We start from the raw sequence: 22653 nt of genomic DNA on the forward strand, positions 1-22653 counted from the left end.
GCCCCATGGATCATTTTGTTTGTATCAACGTTGAAGAAACCCACCAGAAACTGCAGCAGAAGAAGGCGGTGCTGGTTGATATTCGCGATCCACAGAGCTTTGCGATGGGCCACACGCCGGGCGCATTCCACCTGACGAATGACACGCTGGCGACCTTTATGCAGGAGACCGATTTTGAAACGCCGGTCATGGTGATGTGCTATCACGGCAATAGTAGTAAAGGTGCCGCGCAGTATCTGCTCCAGCAGGGTTATGACAATGTCTACAGCGTGGACGGCGGTTTTGATGCCTGGCACCGTCACTTCCCGGCAGAAGTTGCGCACGGAACCCTTCAGGGATAACCAAAACTGCCGCTATACTGTCCTCTTTTCCAGGGACTAAGCGACCACTTTTCATGTTGATGATCACTTCCTTTGCTAACCCACGCGTCGCCCAGGCATTTGTTGATTACATGCAAACGCAGGGCGTTATTCTGACCATCCAGCATCACCAACAAAGCGATATCTGGCTGGCAGACGAGAGTCAGGCTGAACGGGTAAGAGCAGAGCTGGCGCGCTTTATGGAAAATCCCGGCGACCCGCGTTACCTGGCGGCGAGCTGGCAGTCAGGGCAAACCAGCAATGGTCTGCACTATCGTGGTTTGCCGCTACGCGCGGCGCTGCAGGAGCGTGGCGGACCGCTGACCGTTTTCATTTTTGCCGCCTGCGTGCTCGTTTTCGCTCTGATGAACATCATTGGCGACCAGGCGGTGATGATCTGGCTGGCCTGGCCGTTCAACGACGCGGTTCAGTATGAAGCCTGGCGTTATTTCACCCATGCGGTAATGCACTTTTCGCTGGTTCATATCATCTTTAACCTGTTCTGGTGGTGGTATCTTGGCGGAGCCGTAGAGAAACGGTTGGGCAGCGGCAAACTGCTGGTAATCACCGTTATCAGCGCCTTGCTCAGCGGATTTCTGCAGTTCAAGCTTTCAGGTCCGTGGTTCGGTGGTTTATCGGGTGTGGTCTATGCCCTGATTGGTTACGTCTGGCTGCGCGGTGAGCGCGATCCGGAACGCCCGGTCTATCTGCCGCGTGGACTGGCCATCTTCACCGGTGTGATTCTGATTGCCGAATGGTTTGGCGTATCGGCAATGAATAGCGCCACCGGCGCCCATACTGCCGGATTGTTGATTGGCCTCGCGATGGCGCTGGTCGATACCATGAATGCGCGAAAACGAACATAATTATCCAGAGACATTTCATGAAACAAACACAACGTCATGACGCAATCATTGAACTGGTTAAAGTGCAGGGATATGTCAGCACGGAAGAACTGGTAGAACAATTCGCGGTGAGCCCGCAGACCATCCGCCGCGATCTCAACGATCTTGCGGATCAAAACAAGATTTTGCGTCACCACGGCGGTGCGGCGCTGCCTTCAAGTTCAGTGAATACCTCCTGGCACGATCGCAAAGCCACGCAGACGGCGGAAAAAGAGCGCATTGCGCGTAAAGTCGCCAGCCAGATCCCCAATGGGTCAACGTTGTTTATTGATATCGGGACCACGCCTGAAGCGGTGGCCCATGCTCTGCTGGATCACAGCAATTTACGGGTAGTCACCAACAACCTGAACGTGGCCAACACGCTGCTGAAAAAAGAGGACTTCCGCGTTATCCTGGCGGGAGGAGAGCTACGCAGCCGTGATGGCGGAATTGTGGGTGAGGCAACGCTCGATTTCATCTCCCAGTTCCGTCTGGATTTCGGTATTTTGGGGATAAGCGGCATCGATGCTGACGGCTCGCTGCTGGAGTTTGACTACCATGAGGTCCGTACAAAGCGGGCAATCATTGAAAATTCCCGCCATGTCATGCTGGTGGTGGATCATTCGAAATTTGGCCGCAATGCCATGGTCAATATGGGCAGCATCAGCATGGTGGATACCGTTTACACCGACACCCCACCGCCTGCCGGGGTGATGCAGGTGTTAACCAGTAATAACATTCAGCTTGAATTGTGTTGATGTAAAGTCGGCTGGCGCAATGCCAGCCGGACAGTCTGCTTTAAACCCCGTATCCCATCATTTTCAACAGCCGCTGCGCATGCTGAACCGCATCCTGACGGTGAGCGACACCGAGTTTCTGATACAGATTACGAATGTGCGTTTTGATGGTCGTCGCCGCAACGGCGAGCTCGCCGGCAATCTGTTCGTTGCTGTAACCGGAATAGATAAGCCCCAGCACCTGCCACTCACGCTGGGTGAGCGGGCTGGTGCGAATAAGTTCTGGTACATCCGGGTGGGTGAGCAGACGCTCCACAAAGTTCTCATCAAAATGAGCAAACTTGTGGCGATGATGTTGGTTGATGTCACGCAGGATACGCTGGGCACGATGTTGATCCAATTCTGGCAGCGTATTGAGCTGGATAAGCTGGCGCAGCTGCTGGGCCATCGCTTCGCCTTCAATCACAAAGTGGCTGATAAACCCGGTACGGTTAGCAAGCTGCAGGGCTTCAAGCAGCACACGCTGGGCATCGTTCTTGCGCCCTGACTGCCAGTAAAGCTGGTTAAGCAGCAGCAGGTTGCGATTGAGGTCGCTCATCAGGCGCAGGCTGCGGGCGTTTTCGTTTAACTCCTCCAGCACCATCTCCGCCGGATCAAAATCGCCCAGTAAAATCTGTGCGCGAGCAATGTTACGCCACTGGCCTTGCAGGAAGTGGTTATTGGCAAATTCCGGTTTCGGCGTCTGACGCAGCCACTGCGCTGCGGCCTTTTTGTCGCCGACCATCTGCCAGTAAATTACGCGGACCTTATCGGCATTCGACACCCAATCGCTGTGATACTGACCGTTGCCCAACAGATTCTCAAGACGATGCAGATGGCTACGGGCATTGTCCAGGTCGCCACGGGCGAGGGAGTTTTGTACCACCAGTGCCAGGCATTGCAGCTGTTGCTGGGGTTGATAGGAAACCAGCACTTCCATGCCCTGACGCGCCGCCGCTTCGGATTCATCCAACCGCGCCCACGCCCAGAACAGCTGAGCACGAATGCGCAGCAGAAATTCATGCATCGGGAGCTGTTCAAGATGCTGTTCACGGACAAGCTGGAACCCTTTTTCCTGGGTCTCCCACGCGGCCTGCAGAAAGCCCTGGGCAAACAAAATTTCACTTTGCTGGATAAGGCTCCACAGCGCGTAATGCCATACGTCATGGCGACGGGACATCTGCTCCGTCTGCTGCATCAGCGCCAGCGAATTGGTCAGCAGCCCTTTACAGTGCAGCACCTCGCCATGAACCGAGGTGGCCACAATGCGGCTGTAATAGTTGGCAAGGGGCAGCTCATCGAGCGCGACCATCGCCAGGCGTTCAGCTTCAACGGCATCGCCATCATTGATAGCCACCTGCGCGCGCAGTGCATTGAAATCGCCATGCAGCGAGGCGTCCATGCGGGTGGTCATCTCCTGCTCCGCTCTCGCCAGCAGGGTGTTGACCTCGCTGTAGCGATGCTGGCTTTGCATCAGCCAGGCCTGTAGCAGCACAAGGCGCGGATTTTCCAGCAAACTCTCCCACGGCAGCGCTTTGAGAGAGGCTTCCAACAGGCTCAACTCACTGTGGTTGAACAATCCCCATGCGTGGTGGAGCAGAATGTCACGAAGCATGGTGCCGTCGCCCGCCGCCAGCGCATGATGAATAGCTTCGCTGGGGAAACCTTGCGCCATCCAGCTTTCAGCCGCCGCACGGTGGATGTCAGGCAGCTCGGCGGCGAGTTCCCACTGGCAGCGCTGACGCAGAAAGTTGCCGAACAGAGGGTGATAGCTGAACCACTCGCCGGAGTCATCCATACGCTGTAAAAACAGACCCTGCCGCTCAATTTCTTCCAGCCGCATTTGACCGTTCTCTTCACCGGTCACGCGCACAATCAACGCATCGTTCATCGAACGCAATAACGCGCTTTTGAGTAAAAACTGGCGTGTCGCCGCGTCGACGTTATCCAGCACTTCATCAACCAGATAATCGGACAAATGGCTCGCATTGATCCCCGCCAGACGACGCGCCGACTGGTGGGCTACGCCATGGTTTTGCCTGACGGAAAGGGCAATGAGCTGCAGCGCCGTGGCCCATCCGGCCACGTCATCGCACAGGCGGCCACTTTCGGCAGCTTCAATCGGGGACGTCAGGCGACAATCAAAGAACTGTTTGGCTTCCTGGTGGGTAAACGCCAGTTGGTGACTGCCAATCTCAAGTAATTGCTCACGCACGCGCAGATTAGCGATGCCGAGCTGCGGCAGATTGCGCGACAGGACGATCAGGGTCAGGTTTTCCGGCTGATGGCGCAGGAAGAAGCGCATTGCATCGTGAATCACCGGATTGGTAATGAGATGGTAATCGTCAATCACCAGATACAGCGCGCGTTGCCACTCCGCGAGCTCAATAAACAGTTGGGCAAAGAGGGAGGAGAGGCTGGCGTACTGACGCTTTTGCGCCATGGCTTCGCTGCTGACGCAATGCCCGCCGGTGGCTTGCTGGATAGCCGCGATAAAGTAGCTGGCAAATCTCTCCTGCTGATTATCCCCCTCATCCAGAGAGAACCAGCCGATGTCGTTTTTACCCGCCGCCCACTGCGAGATGAGGGTTGTCTTTCCGTAACCTGCGGGGCTGGTGATGAGCGCTAGCCGAAAATTGTTCGCGCCGGAAAGTTTCGCCAACAGGCGATCGCGAACGACGGTATGGTCGAGGCGAACCGGGCGACTTAATTTAGACGGAATCAGCATAGTAATCACTTCACTGTGAGGACAAAGGGGGAAAACGATTTTTTTTGCGCTTCGTAATTAATATCAATAAGGTCGGATAAATCCGCATTTATTGCAAGTTATGTCCAAATCTAACGATTGTGAATTTGCACTATGTCACATTTCTAAATTGTTAATGAATAAATTGTCGACACCCGTGGGCAAAGGCTGCGCAGGCAGATCGCCTCTGTTATCACGCCTTCAATGGCAAATTATTTGCCGTTCAGAAGGTGCTCAATAACATTATTAAGTGGAAATTCCACGATTCAGCACAAATAGCAAAAACCGCTGCCTATGCGCCAACAAATTATTATTTCTTCAACCTGGTCTGTATTAACGATTAATTTAATATGAAACGAGAGTTCATTCTTTTACTCCTCTTTTAGCAGGCTTCAGCGCGCCGTCTCCCTTGCCGCTATGCTTAAACGCCGAGCCATAAGGAGCAAGGGCTTGAATAATGTTTAAAAAAACAGCTAACTTTAGGTGGCAGAGATCACACTTTTCGCTCATCCCTGCTACTCCTCCCCGTTGATTCCCTGGCAGGATGAGGACGTCATTTAACGAGCCTGGCACACTAGCGCTAACGTTGTTTTCTTCAATTACAGGATCCGATTTCTTTATGTCAAAGCCTACGTTTAACAAAGCGCAATTCGAAGCGGCACTGACACGTCAGTGGCAGCAATTTGGTCTGCACGCCGCGCAAGAAATGACATCCCGCCAGTGGTGGCAGGCGGTAAGTGGTGCACTGGCAGAATTACTGGTGGCGCTGCCTCAGGCGAAGCCCGCTCGCCAGCAGCGCCATGTTAACTACATCTCTATGGAATTTTTGATTGGCCGCCTGACGGGCAATAATTTGCTGAACCTGGGGTGGTATCAGGATGTGAGCGAAGTGCTGCAAGCTCAGGGACTAAGCCTCAGCGACCTGCTGGAAGAAGAGACTGACCCTGCGCTGGGCAATGGGGGATTAGGGCGTCTGGCGGCCTGTTTCCTCGATTCGATGGCGACCGTAGGGCAATCCGCGACGGGCTACGGCCTGAATTATCAGTATGGCCTGTTCCGCCAGTCCTTCGACGAAGGGCATCAGAAAGAAGCGCCGGACGACTGGCACCGCCGGACGTATCCGTGGTTTACGCATAACGAACAGCTGGATGTGCATGTGGGCATCGGCGGCAAAGTGAGTAAAGAAGGGCACTGGACGCCTGCTTTTACCCTCGTGGGCGAAGCCTGGGATCTGCCGGTGCTTGGCTACCATAACAGCGTGGCCCAGCCGCTGCGCCTGTGGCAGGCAACCCATGCGCACCCGTTTGACCTGACCAAATTCAACGACGGCGATTTCCTGAGAGCTGAGCAGCAGGGGATTGACGCTGAAAAACTGACCAAAGTGCTCTACCCGAATGATAACCACCAGGCAGGCAAAAAGCTGCGCCTGATGCAGCAGTACTTCCAGTGCGCCTGTTCCGTTGCCGATATCCTGCGCCGTCACCATCTGGCCGGACGTAAACTGGCTGAGCTGGCGGAGTATGAAGTTATCCAGTTGAACGACACCCACCCGACCATCGCCATTCCTGAACTGCTGCGTGTCCTCATCGATGAGCACCAGCTGAGCTGGGATGACGCCTGGGCCATCACCAGCAAAACTTTCGCCTACACCAACCATACGTTGATGCCGGAAGCATTGGAGTGCTGGGATGAAAAACTGGTGAAAGCGCTGCTGCCGCGCCACATGCAAATCATCAAGCAAATCAATGACCGCTTTAAGGTACTGGTAGAAAAAACCTGGCCGGGGGATGAGGCGGTATGGGCAAAACTTGCGGTGGTACATCACAAACAGGTGCGCATGGCAAACATGTGCGTGGTGAGCGGTTTTGCGGTGAACGGCGTGGCTGCGCTGCACTCCGATCTGGTCGTGAAAGATCTCTTCCCGGAGTACAACCAACTGTGGCCGGGCAAATTCCATAATGTCACCAATGGCATTACGCCACGTCGCTGGATCAAGCAGTGCAACCCGGCGCTGGCCGCATTACTGGATAAGTCGCTGAAAAAAGAGTGGGCCAATGACCTTGACCAGCTTATTCATCTGGAGAAGTTTGCCGACGACGCAAAATTCCGTGCGCAGTACCGTGCGATTAAGCAGGAAAACAAAAACCTGCTTGCGGAATTTGTGAAACATCGCACCGGTATTGAGATTAATCCAAAGGCCATTTTTGATATTCAAATCAAGCGCCTGCATGAATATAAGCGCCAGCATTTGAACCTGCTGCACATTGTCGCGCTCTACAGAGAAATTCGTGAAAATCCGCAGGCCGACCGTGTACCGCGCGTATTTTTATTTGGCGCCAAAGCGGCACCGGGTTATTACCTGGCGAAGAATATTATTTATGCCATCAACAAAGTCGCGCAGGTGATTAATAACGATGCGAAGGTCGGCGATAAACTCAAGGTGGTCTTCCTGCCAGACTACTGCGTCTCGGCGGCAGAGCGACTGATTCCGGCGGCAGATGTCTCGGAGCAAATTTCTACTGCCGGTAAAGAAGCCTCGGGCACCGGTAACATGAAGCTGGCACTGAACGGCGCGCTGACGGTCGGGACGCTTGATGGCGCCAACGTTGAAATTGCCGAGCAGGTGGGTGATGGGAATATCTTTATCTTTGGTCACACGGTCGAAGAGGTAAAAGCGCTGAAGGCGAAAGGCTACGACCCGGTGAAATGGCGTAAAAAAGACAAAGAGTTAGATGCGGTGCTGAAAGAGCTGGAGAGCGGGAAATACAGCGACGGAGATAAGCATGCCTTCGACCAAATGCTGCACAGCATGGGTAAACAAGGCGGCGATCCCTACCTGGTGCTGGCAGATTTTGCAGCCTATGTTGATGCACAAAAGCGTGTTGATGCGCTATACCGTGATGAGGAGGCGTGGACACGAGCAGCGATTCTGAATACTGCGCGTTGCGGAATGTTCAGCTCGGATCGCTCGATTCGCGATTATCAGACCCGTATCTGGCAGGCAAAACGCTAAGGGAAAGCATGGTGAGTAAACGTCTTGAAAGTGCCGCGCTGGCAGCGGGTATTAGCCCGGATTACATTAATGCGCACGGCAAACCGCAGTCTATCGGTGCTGAAACCAAACGGCGTTTGCTGGAGGCCATGCACCACGCTGCGGCAACTCCCCCCACGGGGGAGCCGGTACCTCGTGTGCTGGTGTTTCACCAGGGCAAACGCAAATCTCTGCCCGTTGAAGGCAAGGGAAGTTACGACTGGGTAATCACTACGGAGCAGGGGCTGCAGCTTCGGGGCCGGGTTGAGGCGGGGAACTCTCTCTCGCTGCCGGGGAAATTACCGCAGGGTTATCATACGCTCACGCTGCGTCAGGATGAGCAGCGCTGGCACTGTCGGTTGATTGTGACGCCGAAACGCTGCTATGAGCCGCAGGCTTTGCTGGAAGGCAAGAAATTATGGGGTGCCTGCGTGCAGCTCTATACCCTGCGTTCCGAAAAGAACTGGGGTATTGGCGATTTCGGCGATCTGAAAGCGATGCTGACGGAGGTCGCAAATCGCGGCGGCGCGTTTATCGGCTTAAACCCGATTCATGCGCTATATCCGGCTAACCCGGAGAGCGCCAGCCCATACAGCCCCTCTTCCCGTCGCTGGATGAATGTCATCTATATCGATGTGAATGCGGTTGAGGATTTCCGTGCCAGCAAAGAGGCCCAGGCTTGGTGGAAACTGCCTACCACACAAGCCTCGCTAAATGCGGCGCGTGATGCTGAATTTGTGGATTACTCCACGGTGACGGCATTAAAGCTCGCAGGCTTACGTCTGGCCTGGCAGCAGTTCTGTACGCGCAAAGCGGGTGATGATGCCCGCGCGGCATTCGACAGTTTCGTGAAGCAGGAAGGTGAGAGCCTCTACTGGCAGACGGCGTTCGATGCGCTGCATGCGAACCAGGTAAAAGAAGACGAGCTACGCTGGGGCTGGCCCGCCTGGCCGGAAGAATATCAGTCAATCGATACTCCGCAGGTGAAGGCATTTTGTACTGAACATGCGGATGAGGTGAGCTTTTACCTGTGGTTGCAATGGCTGGCGTACACGCAGTTCGCAGAGTGCTGGGAGACCAGCCAAGGCTTTGCGATGCCGATTGGCCTCTACCGCGATTTGGCGGTCGGCGTGGCCGAGGGCGGGGCGGAGACCTGGTGCGATCGCGAATTGTATTGCCTGAAAGCCTCGGTGGGTGCGCCACCGGATATTCTTGGTCCTTTGGGGCAGAACTGGGGGCTTCCACCGATGGATCCCCACATTACCGCTGCGCGCGGCTATGAGCCGTTTATCGATTTGCTACGAGCCAACATGAAAAACTGCGGCGCGTTGCGTATCGATCATGTGATGTCGATGCTGCGTTTGTGGTGGATACCTTACGGTGAAACAGCGGATCACGGTGCCTATGTGCAGTACCCGGTCGACGATCTCTTGTCGATCCTGGCGCTGGAAAGTCAGCGTCACCAGTGCATGGTGATTGGCGAAGACCTTGGGACGGTGCCGGTTGAAATCGTCAGTAAACTGCGCGACAGCGGCGTTTACTCCTACAAGGTGCTCTATTTCGAAAGCGACCATGAGAAGCAGTTCCGTGCGCCAAAAGCGTACCCGGAACAATCCATGGCCGTCGCCACGACCCATGATTTACCTACTTTACGTGGCTACTGGGAAAGCGGCGATCTGACGCTCGGGAAAACGCTGGGGTTGTACCCGGATGAAGTCGTGTTACGTGGGTTGTTCCACGATCGGGAACTGGCAAAACAGGGGTTACTTGATGCCCTGCATGCCCATGGCTGTTTGCCGAAAAAGGTGGGGCGCAAAGCCTCGCGGATGCCGATGACTGCGGTATTGAACCGTGGCATGCAGCGCTACATTGCTGACAGCAACAGCGCGCTGCTCGGGCTACAACCGGAAGACTGGTTGAATATGGCCGGGCCGGTGAATATTCCGGGTACCAGTTACCAGTACAAGAACTGGCGGCGCAAGCTGTCCAATTCACTTGAGACGATGTTCGCCAACGAAAGCGTGAACAAGCTGATTAAGGACCTGGATAAGCGCCGAAGGGCGGCCGGGAAGAAAAAGTAAAAGCAAAAAACCCACCAGACGGTGGGTTTTTTTATTGGCAACCTTTGCACTACTGGGGTGCCTGATGGCGCTTCGCTTATCAGGCCTACACATCCGTAGGACGGATAAGGCGTTTACGCCGCCATCCGCAGGGTTTGGGTTTACACCACCATTGCCAACAGCAAGCAGCCTACCAGACCGCAGACCGAGATGATGGTCTCCAGCGCGGACCAGGATTTCATGGTCTCACCGATGGTCAGGTTGAAATACTCTTTGAACAGCCAGAAGCCCGGATCGTTAACGTGAGAGAAAATCACGCTACCGGAACCGACGGCGATTACCATCAGTTCAGGACTCACGCCGGTGGTGGCGATCAGCGGAGCGGCAATCCCGCCTGCGGTAATCGCGGCAACAGTGGCTGAACCCAGGGCAATACGCAGCACCGCAGCAATAGACCACGCCATGAAAATAGGCGACAGATTGGTACCATGCATCAGCGAAGCGATGTATTTATCCACGCCGCTATCAACCAGAACCTGCTTGAACGCACCGCCACCGCCGATAATCAGCAGCATCATGGCGATGATTTTGATTGAGCTGGTCAGGGTGTCGTTGATGTCGTCCATGGAACGGCCACGGTTCAGGCCGAAGGTGAAGACGGCGATCAAGACGGCAATCAGGGTGGCCATCACCGGGTCACCAAAGAACTCGGCGTACGGCAGAATAGCGTGGCCTTTTGGCAGCAGCATTTCAGCGACCGCGCGCAGAGCCATCAGGACAACCGGCACCAGGGAGGTCCAGACGCTGACACCAAAGCCAGGCATCTCTTCTTCGGTGAAGGTTTTTTTGTTGTACAGACCTTCCGGGATCGGTTTATCGATACCTTTCAGGAAACGCGCATACACCGGGCCTGCCAGAATGACCGTCGGAATCCCCAGCAGCGTACCGTACAGCAGGGTTTTACCCATATCGGCATGGAAGATGGTGGCGATGGCGGTCGGGCCAGGATGTGGGGGCAGGAAGCCGTGGGTCACGGACAATGCGGCTGCCATCGGCACGCCGACGTACAGCAGGGGAATACGTGCAGACGCTGCGATGGTGAAGACCAGCGGCAGCAGCAGCACAAAACCCACTTCATAGAACAGGGCGAAACCAACGGTGAAGCCGGTCAGTACAACCGCCCACTGAATATGTTTCTCACCAAATTTCGCAATCAGGGTTGTCGCGATGCGCTGTGCGCCTCCGCAATCTGCCAGCAGTTTACCGAGCATCGCACCGAAGCCCATGATCAGCGCAAGGCTGCCCAGGGTTCCGCCGACACCCGCTTTGATCGATTTGATCACCGCATCCAGAGGCATTCCCTGCATCATTCCGACGGCCAGCGCCACCAGAACCAGGGCAATAAATCCGTTCAACTTGAAGCGGATCATTAATAACAACAACAAGATTACACCGATAGCAACGATGACTAATGGCATGATTTACCTGGCCTTAATTTGTTATGGGTAACGTCAGTGTTTCTTAAGCTCATACTGAATTTTCAAAGAGAGAAAACCCGGTATATGGCATCGGTACGCCTTACATCCCTATTTAAAAATAGTCGCTGGATGTTTTTATAATATTGGTACCTGCGCGGATGATACGGGTAACATCATCGAAAAGAGAATGACCTGCGGGGGGTAAATTTGTGAAGTGAGATGTGGGTCATATTAACGGCGAGAAATGATTGAAAATAAATGCGGGGAATGAGGGTCCAGAGATACGGGTAACACGTTCTCCCGGCGGGCAGGAGAACGTGTGGAGGGCTGCAATCAGTAGTAGGAGTGTTCGCCGCGCTGGTGTTCGGTCAGGTCACGCACGCCCTTGAGGTCAGGGAATTCAGCCAGCAGCTGCTTTTCGATCCCATCTTTCAGGGTGACATCAATCATCGAACACCCGTTACAACCGCCGCCGAACTGAAGGATAGCGTAGCCGTCGTCGGTGATTTCCATCAGCGTCACGCGACCACCGTGGCCTGCCAGCTGTGGGTTAACCGTTGCCTGCAACATGTATTCAACACGCTCCATCAGCGGTGCGTCATCGGCCACTTTACGCATTTTGGCGTTAGGAGCTTTCAGCGTCAGCTGAGAACCGAGCTGATCGGTAACAAAATCAATTTCCGCATCTTCCAGATACGGGGCGCTTAACTCATCGACATAGGCGGTAAGTTGCGCGAATTCCAGGGCGGTGTCAGCGGCTTCCACTGCATCTGGCGGGCAATAAGAAACGCCGCATTCTGCGTTTGGCGTGCCTGGGTTAATCACAAACACGCGAATTTGCGTCCCTTCTTCCTGATTTGCCAGCAATTTAGCAAAATGCGCTTGCGCGGCATCGGAGATATGGATCATAGCAATGGCCTAATAGTTGACTATTTTACTTGGTTATAATACGCCCATCATCGAGGCTCTACAAGGTTCGACACAGGCACCATACCTGAACAGTCGCGGCGCCATTGCGTAACAGCAGTTGGCTCATCTCCGCGACGGTGCTACCGGTAGTGACGACATCATCCACGATAACCATATGGAGTCCCTGGACCGGCAATTCAAGGCGAAAGGCATTTTTCAGGTTGCGTTTACGCAAGCGGGCGCTCAGTTGATGCTGGATGCGGGTCATGCGCGTGCGTGTCAGGGCAGCAGGCTCATAACGGCAGCCGAGCCAGCGCGCCAGCGGCCGACAAAGCAGGTCGCTCTGATTATACCCTCTTCGCCATTGACGGCGTTGCCACAAGGGAACACTGACCAGCATGTCCGGTACCGGGCAGTGTCGGGTTCTGCGAGCGTCCCTGACGGCCAGTAACAGTAAGCGTGCCAGGGCCAGTGCCATTTCCGGGCGTCGGGAAAATTTCATCTGATGCACCAGCTGACTGAGCGGGGGCATATACCCGCTAACCGTCACCATCTGTTGCCAGGGCGGCATTTTTTGCAGGCAGCGACCACAGGGTAGCGTGCGGCTGAGCGCTGGCAGGGCACAGCGGGGGCAGACGGGCACCTTAAGAGGAAGGGTTCTGGCGCAACAGGAGCATATCCCCCAGTGAGCGAGGGCCAGCGGCATTCGGCATAGCCAGCACAGGCCAGGCACTGTTAGCATGTTCAACCTCCTTGTTTGAAGAAAGAGAACCATAGCCGATGAACGATATCTGGTGGGAAACCAAAGGCGAAGGACATTGCCATCTTGTGCTGCTTCACGGCTGGGGGCTGAATGCGCAAGTGTGGGATTGCATAACCGCTGAACTGAGCTCGCATTTCACCCTCCATCTGGTCGATTTACCGGGTTATGGCCGCAGCAGCGGTTTCCCGGCGATGACGCTTGAGGGAATGGCTGAATGTGTGCTGGCACGCGCGCCGGAACGTGCTGTCTGGCTGGGCTGGAGTCTGGGCGGACTGGTCGCAAGCCAGGCGGCGTTAATGGCCCCTGCGCGCATCAGTGGTCTGGTGACGGTGGCATCGTCACCGTGCTTTAGTGAGCAGGGAAGCTGGGCGGGCATTAAATCTGACGTGCTGGCCGATTTTCAGCGGCAACTGAGTGACGATTTTCAGCGCACGGTGGAGCGCTTCCTGGCCTTGCAGACAATGGGCACCGAAACAGCCCGTCAGGATGCGCGCCAGCTAAAAAATGCCGTTTTGTCATTGCCCATGCCCACACCAGAGGTGCTGAATGGCGGGCTGGAGATCCTGAAAACAGCAGACCTGAGGGATGCGCTGGCGGATCTGACGTTACCTTTCCTGCGCATTTACGGGCGACTGGATGGCCTGGTTCCACGCCGGATTATCGCCCCGCTGGACGCACTATGGCCGCAGAGTGAATCCATTATTTTTGCCAAAGCGGCCCATGCCCCTTTTATTTCTCATCCAGATGATTTTGCCATGACGTTAAGGTCCTTTTCTGAATCTGTAACGTAACGGGTACACCAGCTTGAATAATCGTCAACCCACTACAATACTTAAGTGGCTGTTGCGGTGCGTTTAACTTGGCCCCGCACCTGCACGACAATTATGAAACCTGAGGAGAATCATAGGTATGAAATTAGTTACAGGAATTGTTACGTCTCTGGTTATTGGTTCCCTGTCCTTCGGCGTGATGGCTGCAGAAGAGCTGCAAAAAGATAAAGTCGAGGGTATGAATCTGACGAAGGTAGGCACTATCACCACGTCCGATACCACCGCACCGATGGACGCGAAGCAAGAGCTGTCCAAAAAAGCTGATGAGCTGGGTGGCAAATATTTTGTCGTGACCAGCGGCGAGAAAACTGAAAAAGACATCCATGCAACGGCGGATGTCTACAAGTAATCGTAAAGTGAGTGAAAACGCGGGCCGGATGGCCCGCTTTTAGCGACCGGTTAGTGACCACCACTCCTGCTGACAGGCTGATTTTCCCTCCGGGCAGGCTTTACAGCTTCCCGTCAGACACCCTTCTGCCTCTTGTTGAATGCGTACGGCTTTCCCCATCGCCTCCATGCGGCCTAACATGGCTTCTACCATCGGGCGAGAAAGATGCAGCGCGCGGCAAAGCTGGCTGGCTTCCATCCGGCCTTGCAATGCAAGCAGGTCGCGAACGTCAATTAACGATGCCATAGACGCGCCTTAGTGGCAGTCCCCAGCCGGGCTTTCGCAGCAGCTGGCCGCTGTTTTGCGGGTGGCTAACAGATTGACATCAACACGGCTTCTGGCGCGCCGCAGACCGCCAATGACGACAATATTAAACAGGATGACGATCATTATGCAGACCAGGCTGTAAGTCGGATGCTGGCTAACGTTGGCGGCCTGGTAAAATATGGTCGCCAATGAATAGGCAATGTTGAGCCCCCAGAGCACAGAAAAGCCCATCCAGCCACGGCTCGACTCTCGCGAAATCGCCCCCATCACTGATATGCACGGAATATAGAGCAGGACAAAAATCAGGTAGCTGTAAGCCGCACTGGCGCTACCAAATTTCTCACTCATTACGCCCATGGTACCGGTTTCCATCTCGCCGTCACCTTTACTGGCCTCAATGGGGTTTGCCAGCACGCTCAAGCTGAAGGTATCTCTGAGGCTTGACCAGGTCTCTTCTGCGGCTGTACCTAATTCGTCCGTCAGGCTAAACCCGGCAGGGTCAAAAGGCGCTTCCTGAATATGTTCTGCGGTATAAAGCGTGTTCAACGTGCCGACGACCACTTCTTTTGCCATCGCGCCAGTAAAGAGGCCAACGGTCGCCTGCCAGTGGTCAGGCTGTACGCCAATCGGCTGCAACAGTGGGGTAAAGACGCGGCTGACCGAGGCCAGCGCTGAATCATTAATGTTATCAACCGCTTTGCCCGAGAGGGAGAAGCTGTTTAACGCGCTGAGGAAAATGCTCACGATAACGATGACTTTACCCGCGCGCAGGACAAAACCTTTCAGCCGTTGCCAGGTTTGCAACAACAGGCTTTTCAGGTGCGGCACGTGATAGACCGGCAGTTCCATAATGAACGGCGAGGCTTCGCCACGCATGATGGTGTGTTTGAGCATCAGTCCGGTCAGAATCGCCATGACGATCCCCAGCACATACAGAGAGAAGACAATGAGTGCGCCTTCCTGACCGAAGAACGCAGCAGAAAAGACCGCGAAAATGGCCAGCCGCGCGCCGCAGGACATAAACGGGGCCATCATAATGGTCATCAGCCGTTCACGCGGCGCATCCAGCGTACGTGCTCCCATCACCGAAGGCACATTGCAGCCGAATCCGACAATCAGCGGCACGAAGGATTTACCGGGCAGCCCGAGGGCCTGCATTAGCCTGTCCATCACAAAAGCCGCACGCGCCATGTAACCGGAATCCTCCAGAAAAGAGAGGAACAGGTACATCATGCCAATTTGCGGCACCAGCGGCAGTACGGTGTTGATACCCCCACCCAGCCCCTGGGCGAGGAAGATTGTTAACCAGTCCGGGAAGTGCAGCGTGTATCCCAGCCACTGAATGCCGTGCACAAAAATGGCGATAGAACCCGCATCAAAAATAGGTGCCAGGGCACCGCCAATGTTAATGGCCAGCAGGAACATCAGGTACATCACAAACAGGAAAATAGGGAGGCCGAGAAACCGGTTGAGGATGATGCGATCGACAGCCGCGGTAAACTGGCTGGGCTCGGCGGTCAGGGTATTACTGACCGCATCACATATCGCCGAAATAGCCTGATAGCGGGCGTCGGCAATATGCAGCGCCGGATCGTCAATTTCACGTTGCAGACGCGTCAGCGTCGCGTCCAGTTTCAGCGCGGCGTCACCCGCGTAAGCACGGCTATAGATATCGCCTTCCAGCATTTGCAGGCCAAGCCAGCGGCGTTGAGTCAGCGGCATTTCCTGGGCCATTTCCCCCGCGAGCGCGTTGGCCTCGCGTTGCAGCGGCTGTGCATAGTGCACCAGTTCAACCGGGCTATTTTTCTGGTGGCGATCGACGGCGAGTTTTAATGCGTCAATGCCTCGACCGCGTGTGGAGACCAGCGGGACCACCGGGCAACCCAGTCGGGCCGAGAGGGCGTCAATATCAATGCGGACTTTTTGTTTCTCGGCGATATCCAGCATGTTCAATGCCACCACGCAGGGGATGCCCAGTTCCAGCAGTTGCACGGTGAGATAGAGGTTACGCTCAAGGTTTGAGGCGTCCACCACGTTAATTAACAGGTCCGCATCGCCGCTCAGAATGTAGTGGCAGGCAATTTGTTCATCCAGCGACGTCTGCGATGAAATGGTCGTCAGTGAGTACGTACCTGGCAGGTCGACCAGCGTGACCTGATGGTCGGTCGTAGAAAACTGCCCCTCTTTACGCTCGACCGTGACACCTGCCCAGTTGCCCACGCGCTGGCGGGCTCCGGTCAACTGATTAAATAAGGTGGTCTTCCCGGAGTTCGGATTACCAATTAATCCAATGGTTAACTTTTTCATATTTCATCTTACCCGTGAGGATTAACCGGCAATGGCTTCCAGTTGTAAAAACGCGAGGTCTTTTTTACGTAATACGAGATTAACGCGGCGTGTTTCGATATGTACGGGGTCGCCAAGGGGGGCCACACGTACCACGTTAAAAGATGAACCGGGCAACATACCCAGAGAAAGGAGTTTCTGGCGCCACGCCGGGCTAATTTCGCGCGAGAAACCGGTTATTTTCCACGTACTCTCAGGATGAAATTGCATAGAACCTACTTATCGTTATCGCGAATTATTGTTGTGCCTGGTGAATTAAATAAAGAAACCACTCGCTTGTTGGCAGAGTGCCAGGTGATGACCAGAACGAACAATGATAATGAGAATGGTTTTTATCTACACTTATTTAACCGCGATATCATCCCAAGTGAAATCATAAAACGCTGCATCGTTGATATGGCGCAATATTTTTTTCGTTTTCCTAATATTCATAAGCACTTAAAAAGTATGAATAAAAATGGCTGTTTATTTCTTTATTTTAATTTTTTATTAAGATTGCCGTCTTTATGTTGTAAATAATGCAATTGATTCTTATTTGTTAATTAAATATTGCGCGGGAGAGGTGGCAGGACGTGCTGACAGGGGGTAAAAATATTCCCCTCCCGAAGGAGGGGAGAGGGCTTAACGTTTTTTACCCATCGCCGCCGCCAGCGCGTCCATCATCGCGCTATTGCCTGCGGGCTGGGCTTCACGTCCACGCGGTTTTGCTGCTTTCGCTGCCGGGCGTGCCTGTTCACGATTGCTGCCGCCGCTTCGGCGGGCATTGGTTTCGCCGGGTTGCTCATCCAGACGCATAGTCAGCGCAATACGTTTGCGTTGAAGATCCACGTCCAGCACTTTGACCTTAACGATATCGCCTGCTTTGACCACCGTGTGCGGATCGTCGACAAACTTGTCGGCAAGCGAAGAGATATGCACGAGGCCGTCCTGATGCACGCCAATATCGACAAAGGCACCAAAGTTGGTGACGTTGGTGACCGCGCCTTCCAGCACCATGCCGGGCAGCAGATCATTCATGGTCTCCACGCCATCAGCAAAAGTCGCCGTTTTAAACTCAGGACGCGGATCGCGGCCCGGTTTTTCCAGCTCTTTGATGATGTCCGTAACGGTAGGCACGCCCACCTGCTCATCGGTGAAGTCGGACGGCTTGAGTTTGCGCAGCTCAGTGCTATTGCCCATCAGGTCGCGGAGTGATTGTTCCGTTGCGGCCAGAATACGCTCAACTACCGGGTAGGTTTCCGGGTGTACCGTTGAAGCATCCAGTGGGTTATCCCCGTGGTTGATACGCAGGAAGCCCGCGCACTGTTCAAAGGCTTTTGGCCCGAGACGGCTGACTTTAAGCAGTTGCTGACGATTCTGGAACTGACCGTTTTCATCACGCCAGGAGACGATGTTCTGCGCCATCATGCGGGTCAGTCCTGCGACGCGGGTAAGCAGCGGCACGGAGGCAGTATTGAGATCCACACCCACGGCGTTCACGCAATCTTCTACAACCGCGTCCAGCTTGCGGGCGAGCTGCGTCTGGCTGACATCGTGCTGATACTGGCCAACGCCGATGGATTTTGGATCGATTTTCACAAGCTCGGCCAGCGGATCTTGTAAGCGACGGGCGATGGAGACCGCGCCACGCAAAGACACATCCAGATCCGGGAACTCCAGCGCTGCCAGTTCGGAAGCGGAATAGACCGACGCGCCCGCTTCGCTGACGATCACTTTCTGCCCGGTCACTTTCGGGAACTGTTTCTGGACGTCGAGGTAGAAACGTTCCGTTTCACGCGAGGCGGTACCGTTGCCGATGGCGACCAGCTCAACGTTGTGCTTCTCGCACAGCGCGGCCACCACGGTTGCCGCTTTTGCGGCCTGGCCAGTATGGGGATAAATGGTGTCGGTTGCGACCAGTTTGCCCGTGCCGTCCACCACCGCGACTTTCACGCCGGTACGCAGGCCGGGATCAAGGCCCATGGTGGCGCGCAGGCCCGCAGGAGCAGCCATCAGCAGGTCGTGCAGGTTACGGGCGAAGACGTTAATCGCTTCATCTTCTGCACGTTCGCGCACGGTGCCCATCAGTTCAGTTTCAAGATGCATCAGCACCTTAATGCGCCAGGTCCAGCTCACCACGCCGCGACGCCAGCTGTCCGCCGGGGCGTTGTTCAGGCGCAGGCCGAGGTGGTCGATGATGATTTGCTCGCAATAGCTCTCTTTTGGCGGCTCGTCGAATTGCGGGTCAGCATTCAGAGAGAGCTGCAAAACACCTTCATTGCGCCCACGGAACATAGCCAGTGCACGGTGTGACGGGGCAGTAGCTATCGGTTCGTGATGGTCAAAATAGTCGCGGAATTTAGCCCCATCCTCTTCTTTACCACTGACCACGGTCGCCACGATATGGGCATTTTTCCACAGGTAATCACGCACCTTAGCCAGTAACGCGGCGTCTTCGGCGAAACGTTCCATCAGAATGTAACGTGCGCCATCCAGAGCGGCTTTGCTGTCCGCCACACCTTTATCGACATCAACAAATTTGGCCGCTTCAGTTTCAGGATGGTGCGAAGGGTCGTTCCACAGCAAATCAGCCAGCGGTTCGAGGCCGGCTTCAATGGCAATTTGCCCGCGGGTACGGCGCTTCGGTTTGTACGGCAGATAGAGGTCTTCGAGCTCGGTTTTGCTCAGGGTGGTGTTGATGGCTTTTTCCAGCGACTCGGTCAACTTGCCCTGTTCGCCAATGGACTTGAGGATTGCCTGACGACGCTCCTGCAGTTCACGCAGATAGCCCAGACGTGTCTCCAGATTACGCAGCTGCGTGTCATCCAGACCGCCGGTCACTTCCTTACGATAACGTGCAATAAACGGCACGGTGTTCCCTTCATCGAGCAGGCGAACGGCTGCATCAACCTGTTCGGCGCGTGCCTGAATTTCACCTGCAATAATGCGGCAGAAAGAATCATTCATCATGGATTAGCTTCATCTGAGTAAAAAAATTAAGCGACAGTTATACGGATTGACCGGCAAAAATGCCAGTCATCGGCCGGGGCTTCAGATTGTTCCGGCTCATTTTACGTATTCGATTTCGTTGACGTACCAGCTGGCTTCTCCGGCCGGGGTATTCACCACCGCGAGGTCGCCCACCTCTTTTTTCAGCAGCGCTCGCGCCATAGGAGAATCAATCGAAATGTAATCCTTACGCCCGAAAATTTCGTCGTAGCCAACAATGCGAAAGCGCAGGGTGTTGCCGTCATCATTTTCAATCTCAACCCAGGCACCAAAGAAGACTTTGCCCTCTTGCTGCGGGGAGTAATCGACGATTTTCAGGTGTTCGAGACATTTGGTCAGGTAACGTACCCGACGGTCAATTTCACGCAGGCGTTTTTTGTTGTACTGGTAATCAGCATTTTCACTGCGGTCGCCGAGGCTTGCCGCCCAGGTGACCTTTTTCGTGACTTCAGGACGTTCCTGTCGCCAGAGAAAATCCAGTTCCTGTTTTAATTTGTCGTAACCTTCACGGGTGATCAGCGGCGTTTTCATCTTCTGGCCTTATTTTTACTCATCGGTGTCTTTACAAATAAACGCCCTAAGGTGCGGATAATTCATCATTTATGTGAAGCTATATGCATATAAGCTACTGTTAAATATGCTTTGTAACAATTTCGACTAGAATTTATACCAGATTTCGCTGGTTGTTAACGTGCACTTTTTTAGAATACGTCATCATAATTGTCGGAACCTTTGGGAGTAAAAACAATGCAAGAGAATTATAAAATCCTGGTCGTGGATGACGACATGCGCCTGCGTGCATTGCTTGAACGTTATCTCACTGAACAAGGCTTCCAGGTCCGTAGCGTCGCCAATGCTGAACAGATGGATCGTTTGCTGACGCGTGAATCCTTCCACCTGATGGTCCTCGATCTGATGCTGCCTGGCGAAGATGGCCTCTCTATTTGCCGCCGCCTGCGTAGTCAGAGCAACCCAATGCCGATCATCATGGTGACGGCGAAAGGGGAAGAAGTGGATCGTATCGTTGGCCTCGAAATCGGCGCTGATGACTATATTCCAAAACCGTTCAACCCGCGCGAACTGCTGGCCCGTATCCGTGCGGTCCTGCGCCGTCAGGCCAATGAACTGCCGGGTGCGCCTTCCCAGGAAGAGGCGGTCATCGCCTTTGGTAAATTCAAACTGAACCTCGGCACCCGTGAAATGTTCCGCGAAGATGAGCCAATGCCATTGACCAGCGGTGAGTTCGCGGTACTGAAAGCGCTGGTCAGCCATCCGCGTGAGCCGCTCTCCCGCGATAAGCTGATGAACCTGGCGCGCGGTCGCGAATATTCCGCAATGGAACGTTCCATCGACGTACAGATCTCCCGCCTGCGCCGCATGGTGGAAGAGGACCCGGCGCACCCGCGCTATATCCAGACCGTATGGGGCCTGGGCTACGTCTTCGTGCCGGACGGTTCTAAAGCATGAGGCGAATGCGCTTTTCGCCGCGAAGTTCATTTGCACGCACGCTGTTACTGATTGTCACTCTGCTGTTTGTCAGCCTGGTGACAACTTATCTCGTGGTGCTGAACTTCGCGATTTTACCCAGCCTTCAGCAGTTTAATAAGGTTCTCGCCTACGAAGTACGTATGCTGATGACCGATAAACTGCAACTGGAGGATGGGACTCAACTGGTGGTTCCACCGGCGTTTCGTCGTGAGATTTATCGCGAATTGGGTATTTCGCTATATTCGAACGAAGCCGCTGAAGACGCCGGTTTGCGTTGGGCGCAGCATTATGAATTCTTAAGCCAGCAGATGGCGCAGCAACTGGGTGGCCCGACGGAAGTACGTGTTGAGGTCAACAAGAGCTCGCCGGTGGTCTGGTTGAAAACCTGGCTTTCCCCCAATATCTGGGTGCGCGTTCCCCTGACGGAAATCCATCAGGGGGACTTTTCACCGCTTTTCCGCTACACCCTGGCGATCATGCTGCTGGCGATTGGGGGGGCGTGGCTGTTTATTCGTATTCAAAACCGACCCCTTGTCGACCTTGAACATGCCGCGCTTAAGGTGGGTAAAGGGCATATTCCACAACCGCTGCGCGAGTATGGCGCTTCCGAGGTTCGCTCAGTGACGCGTGCCTTTAACCAGATGGCAGCCGGTGTGAAGCAGCTGGCGGATGACCGAACGCTGCTGATGGCCGGGGTAAGTCATGATTTGCGGACGCCATTAACCCGTATTCGCCTCGCGACCGAAATGATGGCCGAAGAAGATGGCTATCTGGCGGAATCGATCAATAAAGATATCGAAGAGTGCAACGCCATTATCGAGCAGTTTATTGACTACCTGCGCACCGGGCAGGAGATGCCGATGGAACTGGCCGAGCTGAACGCCGTTCTCGGCGAAGTGGTGGCCGCAGAAAGTGGTTATGAGCGTGAAATAGAAACGGCGCTTCATGAGGGCGACATTCAGGTTCGCATGCATCCGCTTTCCATTAAGCGCGCGCTGGCCAACATGGTGGTGAACGCCGCCCGGTATGGCAATGGCTGGATTAAAGTCAGCAGCGGTACTGAACTCAATCGCGCCTGGTTCCAGGTGGAAGATGACGGTCCGGGTATCAAGCCTGAGCAACGAAAGCATCTGTTCCAGCCATTTGTTCGCGGCGACAGCGCACGAAGCACCAGCGGTACCGGGCTTGGGCTGGCGATTGTTCAGCGTATTGTCGACAACCACAATGGTTTGCTGGAGCTGGGTGTTAGCGAGCGTGGCGGGCTGTCTATTCGGGCCTGGTTACCCATCCCGGTCACCCGCGTCAGCGTGCAAGCTAAAGAGAACGCATAAACAAAACCC

19 protein-coding genes are annotated in these 22653 nt (G+C 54.6%); 9 read left to right on the forward strand and 10 right to left on the reverse strand.

The features are described 5' to 3' along the window. The first annotated feature begins 5 nt into the window (after window positions 1-5). Genes glpE through ACUY4Q_RS01845 form a run of 3 tightly spaced genes read left to right on the forward strand, consistent with a single transcriptional unit; the run spans window position 6 to window position 2001 of the window. The gene (gene glpE / locus ACUY4Q_RS01835; protein ID WP_458045451.1) at window positions 6-341 is read left to right on the forward strand and encodes a thiosulfate sulfurtransferase GlpE; all 336 of its coding nucleotides are present in this window, start codon (window positions 6-8) and stop codon (window positions 339-341) included. A 53-nt stretch (window positions 342-394) separates the two neighbouring features. After that, a complete protein-coding gene (gene glpG, locus ACUY4Q_RS01840) occupies window positions 395-1225 on the forward strand; it encodes a rhomboid family intramembrane serine protease GlpG (protein ID WP_458045452.1) in 831 nt (276 codons plus the stop codon). Window positions 1226-1242: 17 nt separating this feature from the next. Continuing rightward, a complete protein-coding gene (locus tag ACUY4Q_RS01845; RefSeq protein WP_458045453.1) occupies window positions 1243-2001 on the forward strand; it encodes a DeoR/GlpR family transcriptional regulator in 759 nt (252 codons plus the stop codon). Between the two features lie 40 nt (window positions 2002-2041). On the opposite strand, the gene malT is transcribed toward ACUY4Q_RS01845, so the two are convergent. Beyond that, complete coding sequence (gene malT, locus ACUY4Q_RS01850; RefSeq protein ID WP_458045454.1) at window positions 2042-4747, reverse strand: HTH-type transcriptional regulator MalT; 2706 nt, start codon at window positions 4745-4747, stop codon at window positions 2042-2044. 381 nt (window positions 4748-5128) lie between these two features. After that, on the reverse strand, window positions 5129-5275 hold the full coding sequence (locus ACUY4Q_RS01855) for a hypothetical protein (RefSeq protein WP_458045455.1): 147 nt from the start codon (window positions 5273-5275) through the stop codon (window positions 5129-5131). A gap of 109 nt (window positions 5276-5384) precedes the next feature. On the opposite strand from ACUY4Q_RS01855, the gene malP reads away from it, so the two are divergent. Further along, the gene (gene malP / locus ACUY4Q_RS01860; protein ID WP_458045456.1) at window positions 5385-7778 is read left to right on the forward strand and encodes a maltodextrin phosphorylase; all 2394 of its coding nucleotides are present in this window, start codon (window positions 5385-5387) and stop codon (window positions 7776-7778) included. Window positions 7779-7786: 8 nt separating this feature from the next. Next, window positions 7787-9877, forward strand: coding sequence for a 4-alpha-glucanotransferase (gene malQ, locus ACUY4Q_RS01865; protein WP_458045457.1), 2091 nt, complete (start codon window positions 7787-7789; stop codon window positions 9875-9877). Between the two features lie 140 nt (window positions 9878-10017). Here malQ and gntT read toward each other — a convergent pair whose 3' ends face one another. The 3 genes from gntT to gntX all read right to left on the reverse strand — a co-directional run bounded on the left by gntT (window position 10018) and on the right by gntX (window position 12985). Then, window positions 10018-11334, reverse strand: coding sequence for a gluconate transporter (gntT, locus tag ACUY4Q_RS01870; RefSeq protein ID WP_458045458.1), 1317 nt, complete (start codon window positions 11332-11334; stop codon window positions 10018-10020). 333 nt (window positions 11335-11667) lie between these two features. Next, window positions 11668-12243, reverse strand: coding sequence for a Fe-S biogenesis protein NfuA (nfuA, locus tag ACUY4Q_RS01875; RefSeq protein WP_458045459.1), 576 nt, complete (start codon window positions 12241-12243; stop codon window positions 11668-11670). Between the two features lie 58 nt (window positions 12244-12301). Further along, complete coding sequence (gntX, locus tag ACUY4Q_RS01880) at window positions 12302-12985, reverse strand: DNA utilization protein GntX (RefSeq protein ID WP_458045460.1); 684 nt, start codon at window positions 12983-12985, stop codon at window positions 12302-12304. Between the two features lie 38 nt (window positions 12986-13023). Here gntX and bioH point away from each other — a divergent pair, with 38 nt between their 5' ends. Further along, window positions 13024-13797 (forward strand): pimeloyl-ACP methyl ester esterase BioH, encoded by a 774-nt coding sequence (gene bioH, locus ACUY4Q_RS01885; RefSeq protein WP_458045461.1) that lies wholly within the window; start codon window positions 13024-13026, stop codon window positions 13795-13797. A gap of 118 nt (window positions 13798-13915) precedes the next feature. Further along, window positions 13916-14185, forward strand: coding sequence for a YdgH/BhsA/McbA-like domain containing protein (locus ACUY4Q_RS01890; RefSeq protein WP_458045462.1), 270 nt, complete (start codon window positions 13916-13918; stop codon window positions 14183-14185). Between the two features lie 39 nt (window positions 14186-14224). Here the strand turns inward: ACUY4Q_RS01890 and feoC are convergent, their stop codons facing one another. The 5 genes from feoC to greB form a co-directional block, all read right to left on the reverse strand. Next, window positions 14225-14470, reverse strand: a complete 246-nt coding sequence (feoC, locus tag ACUY4Q_RS01895) for a [Fe-S]-dependent transcriptional repressor FeoC (RefSeq protein WP_458045463.1) — start codon at window positions 14468-14470, stop codon at window positions 14225-14227. 9 nt (window positions 14471-14479) lie between these two features. Continuing rightward, window positions 14480-16798 carry a Fe(2+) transporter permease subunit FeoB gene (gene feoB, locus ACUY4Q_RS01900; RefSeq protein ID WP_458045464.1) on the reverse strand — a complete coding sequence of 773 codons (2319 nt, stop codon included), beginning with the start codon at window positions 16796-16798 and terminating at the stop codon, window positions 14480-14482. Window positions 16799-16819: 21 nt separating this feature from the next. Continuing rightward, a complete protein-coding gene (gene feoA / locus ACUY4Q_RS01905) occupies window positions 16820-17047 on the reverse strand; it encodes a ferrous iron transporter A (RefSeq protein WP_458045465.1) in 228 nt (75 codons plus the stop codon). Window positions 17048-17458: 411 nt separating this feature from the next. Next, on the reverse strand, window positions 17459-19786 hold the full coding sequence (locus tag ACUY4Q_RS01910; protein WP_458045466.1) for a Tex family protein: 2328 nt from the start codon (window positions 19784-19786) through the stop codon (window positions 17459-17461). Window positions 19787-19882: 96 nt separating this feature from the next. Beyond that, window positions 19883-20356 (reverse strand): transcription elongation factor GreB, encoded by a 474-nt coding sequence (gene greB, locus ACUY4Q_RS01915; protein ID WP_458045467.1) that lies wholly within the window; start codon window positions 20354-20356, stop codon window positions 19883-19885. A 216-nt stretch (window positions 20357-20572) separates the two neighbouring features. On the opposite strand from greB, the gene ompR reads away from it, so the two are divergent. Further along, window positions 20573-21292, forward strand: a complete 720-nt coding sequence (gene ompR / locus ACUY4Q_RS01920) for an osmolarity response regulator transcription factor OmpR (RefSeq protein WP_001157751.1) — start codon at window positions 20573-20575, stop codon at window positions 21290-21292. Continuing rightward, window positions 21289-22644, forward strand: coding sequence for a two-component system sensor histidine kinase EnvZ (envZ, locus tag ACUY4Q_RS01925; protein ID WP_458045468.1), 1356 nt, complete (start codon window positions 21289-21291; stop codon window positions 22642-22644). Before ompR ends, envZ begins: the two co-directional genes overlap by 4 nt. The last annotated feature ends 9 nt before the right edge of the window (window positions 22645-22653 follow it).

This window comes from Phytobacter cepae (genome assembly GCF_054165735.1).

Bases quoted from the DNA above. Each gene is read 5' to 3' on its own strand.
- glpE (WP_458045451.1), top strand. From the start codon at position 6: ATGGATCATTTTGTTTGTATCAACGTTGAAGAAACCCACCAGAAACTG.
- glpG (WP_458045452.1), top strand. From the start codon at position 395: ATGTTGATGATCACTTCCTTTGCTAACCCACGCGTCGCCCAGGCATTT.
- ACUY4Q_RS01845 (WP_458045453.1), top strand. From the start codon at position 1,243: ATGAAACAAACACAACGTCATGACGCAATCATTGAACTGGTTAAAGTG.
- malT (WP_458045454.1), bottom strand. From the start codon at position 4,747: ATGCTGATTCCGTCTAAATTAAGTCGCCCGGTTCGCCTCGACCATACC.
- ACUY4Q_RS01855 (WP_458045455.1), bottom strand. From the start codon at position 5,275: ATGAGCGAAAAGTGTGATCTCTGCCACCTAAAGTTAGCTGTTTTTTTA.
- malP (WP_458045456.1), top strand. From the start codon at position 5,385: ATGTCAAAGCCTACGTTTAACAAAGCGCAATTCGAAGCGGCACTGACA.
- malQ (WP_458045457.1), top strand. From the start codon at position 7,787: ATGGTGAGTAAACGTCTTGAAAGTGCCGCGCTGGCAGCGGGTATTAGC.
- gntT (WP_458045458.1), bottom strand. From the start codon at position 11,334: ATGCCATTAGTCATCGTTGCTATCGGTGTAATCTTGTTGTTGTTATTA.
- nfuA (WP_458045459.1), bottom strand. From the start codon at position 12,243: ATGATCCATATCTCCGATGCCGCGCAAGCGCATTTTGCTAAATTGCTG.
- gntX (WP_458045460.1), bottom strand. From the start codon at position 12,985: ATGCTAACAGTGCCTGGCCTGTGCTGGCTATGCCGAATGCCGCTGGCC.
- bioH (WP_458045461.1), top strand. From the start codon at position 13,024: ATGAACGATATCTGGTGGGAAACCAAAGGCGAAGGACATTGCCATCTT.
- ACUY4Q_RS01890 (WP_458045462.1), top strand. From the start codon at position 13,916: ATGAAATTAGTTACAGGAATTGTTACGTCTCTGGTTATTGGTTCCCTG.
- feoC (WP_458045463.1), bottom strand. From the start codon at position 14,470: ATGGCATCGTTAATTGACGTTCGCGACCTGCTTGCATTGCAAGGCCGG.
- feoB (WP_458045464.1), bottom strand. From the start codon at position 16,798: ATGAAAAAGTTAACCATTGGATTAATTGGTAATCCGAACTCCGGGAAG.
- feoA (WP_458045465.1), bottom strand. From the start codon at position 17,047: ATGCAATTTCATCCTGAGAGTACGTGGAAAATAACCGGTTTCTCGCGC.
- ACUY4Q_RS01910 (WP_458045466.1), bottom strand. From the start codon at position 19,786: ATGATGAATGATTCTTTCTGCCGCATTATTGCAGGTGAAATTCAGGCA.
- greB (WP_458045467.1), bottom strand. From the start codon at position 20,356: ATGAAAACGCCGCTGATCACCCGTGAAGGTTACGACAAATTAAAACAG.
- ompR (WP_001157751.1), top strand. From the start codon at position 20,573: ATGCAAGAGAATTATAAAATCCTGGTCGTGGATGACGACATGCGCCTG.
- envZ (WP_458045468.1), top strand. From the start codon at position 21,289: ATGAGGCGAATGCGCTTTTCGCCGCGAAGTTCATTTGCACGCACGCTG.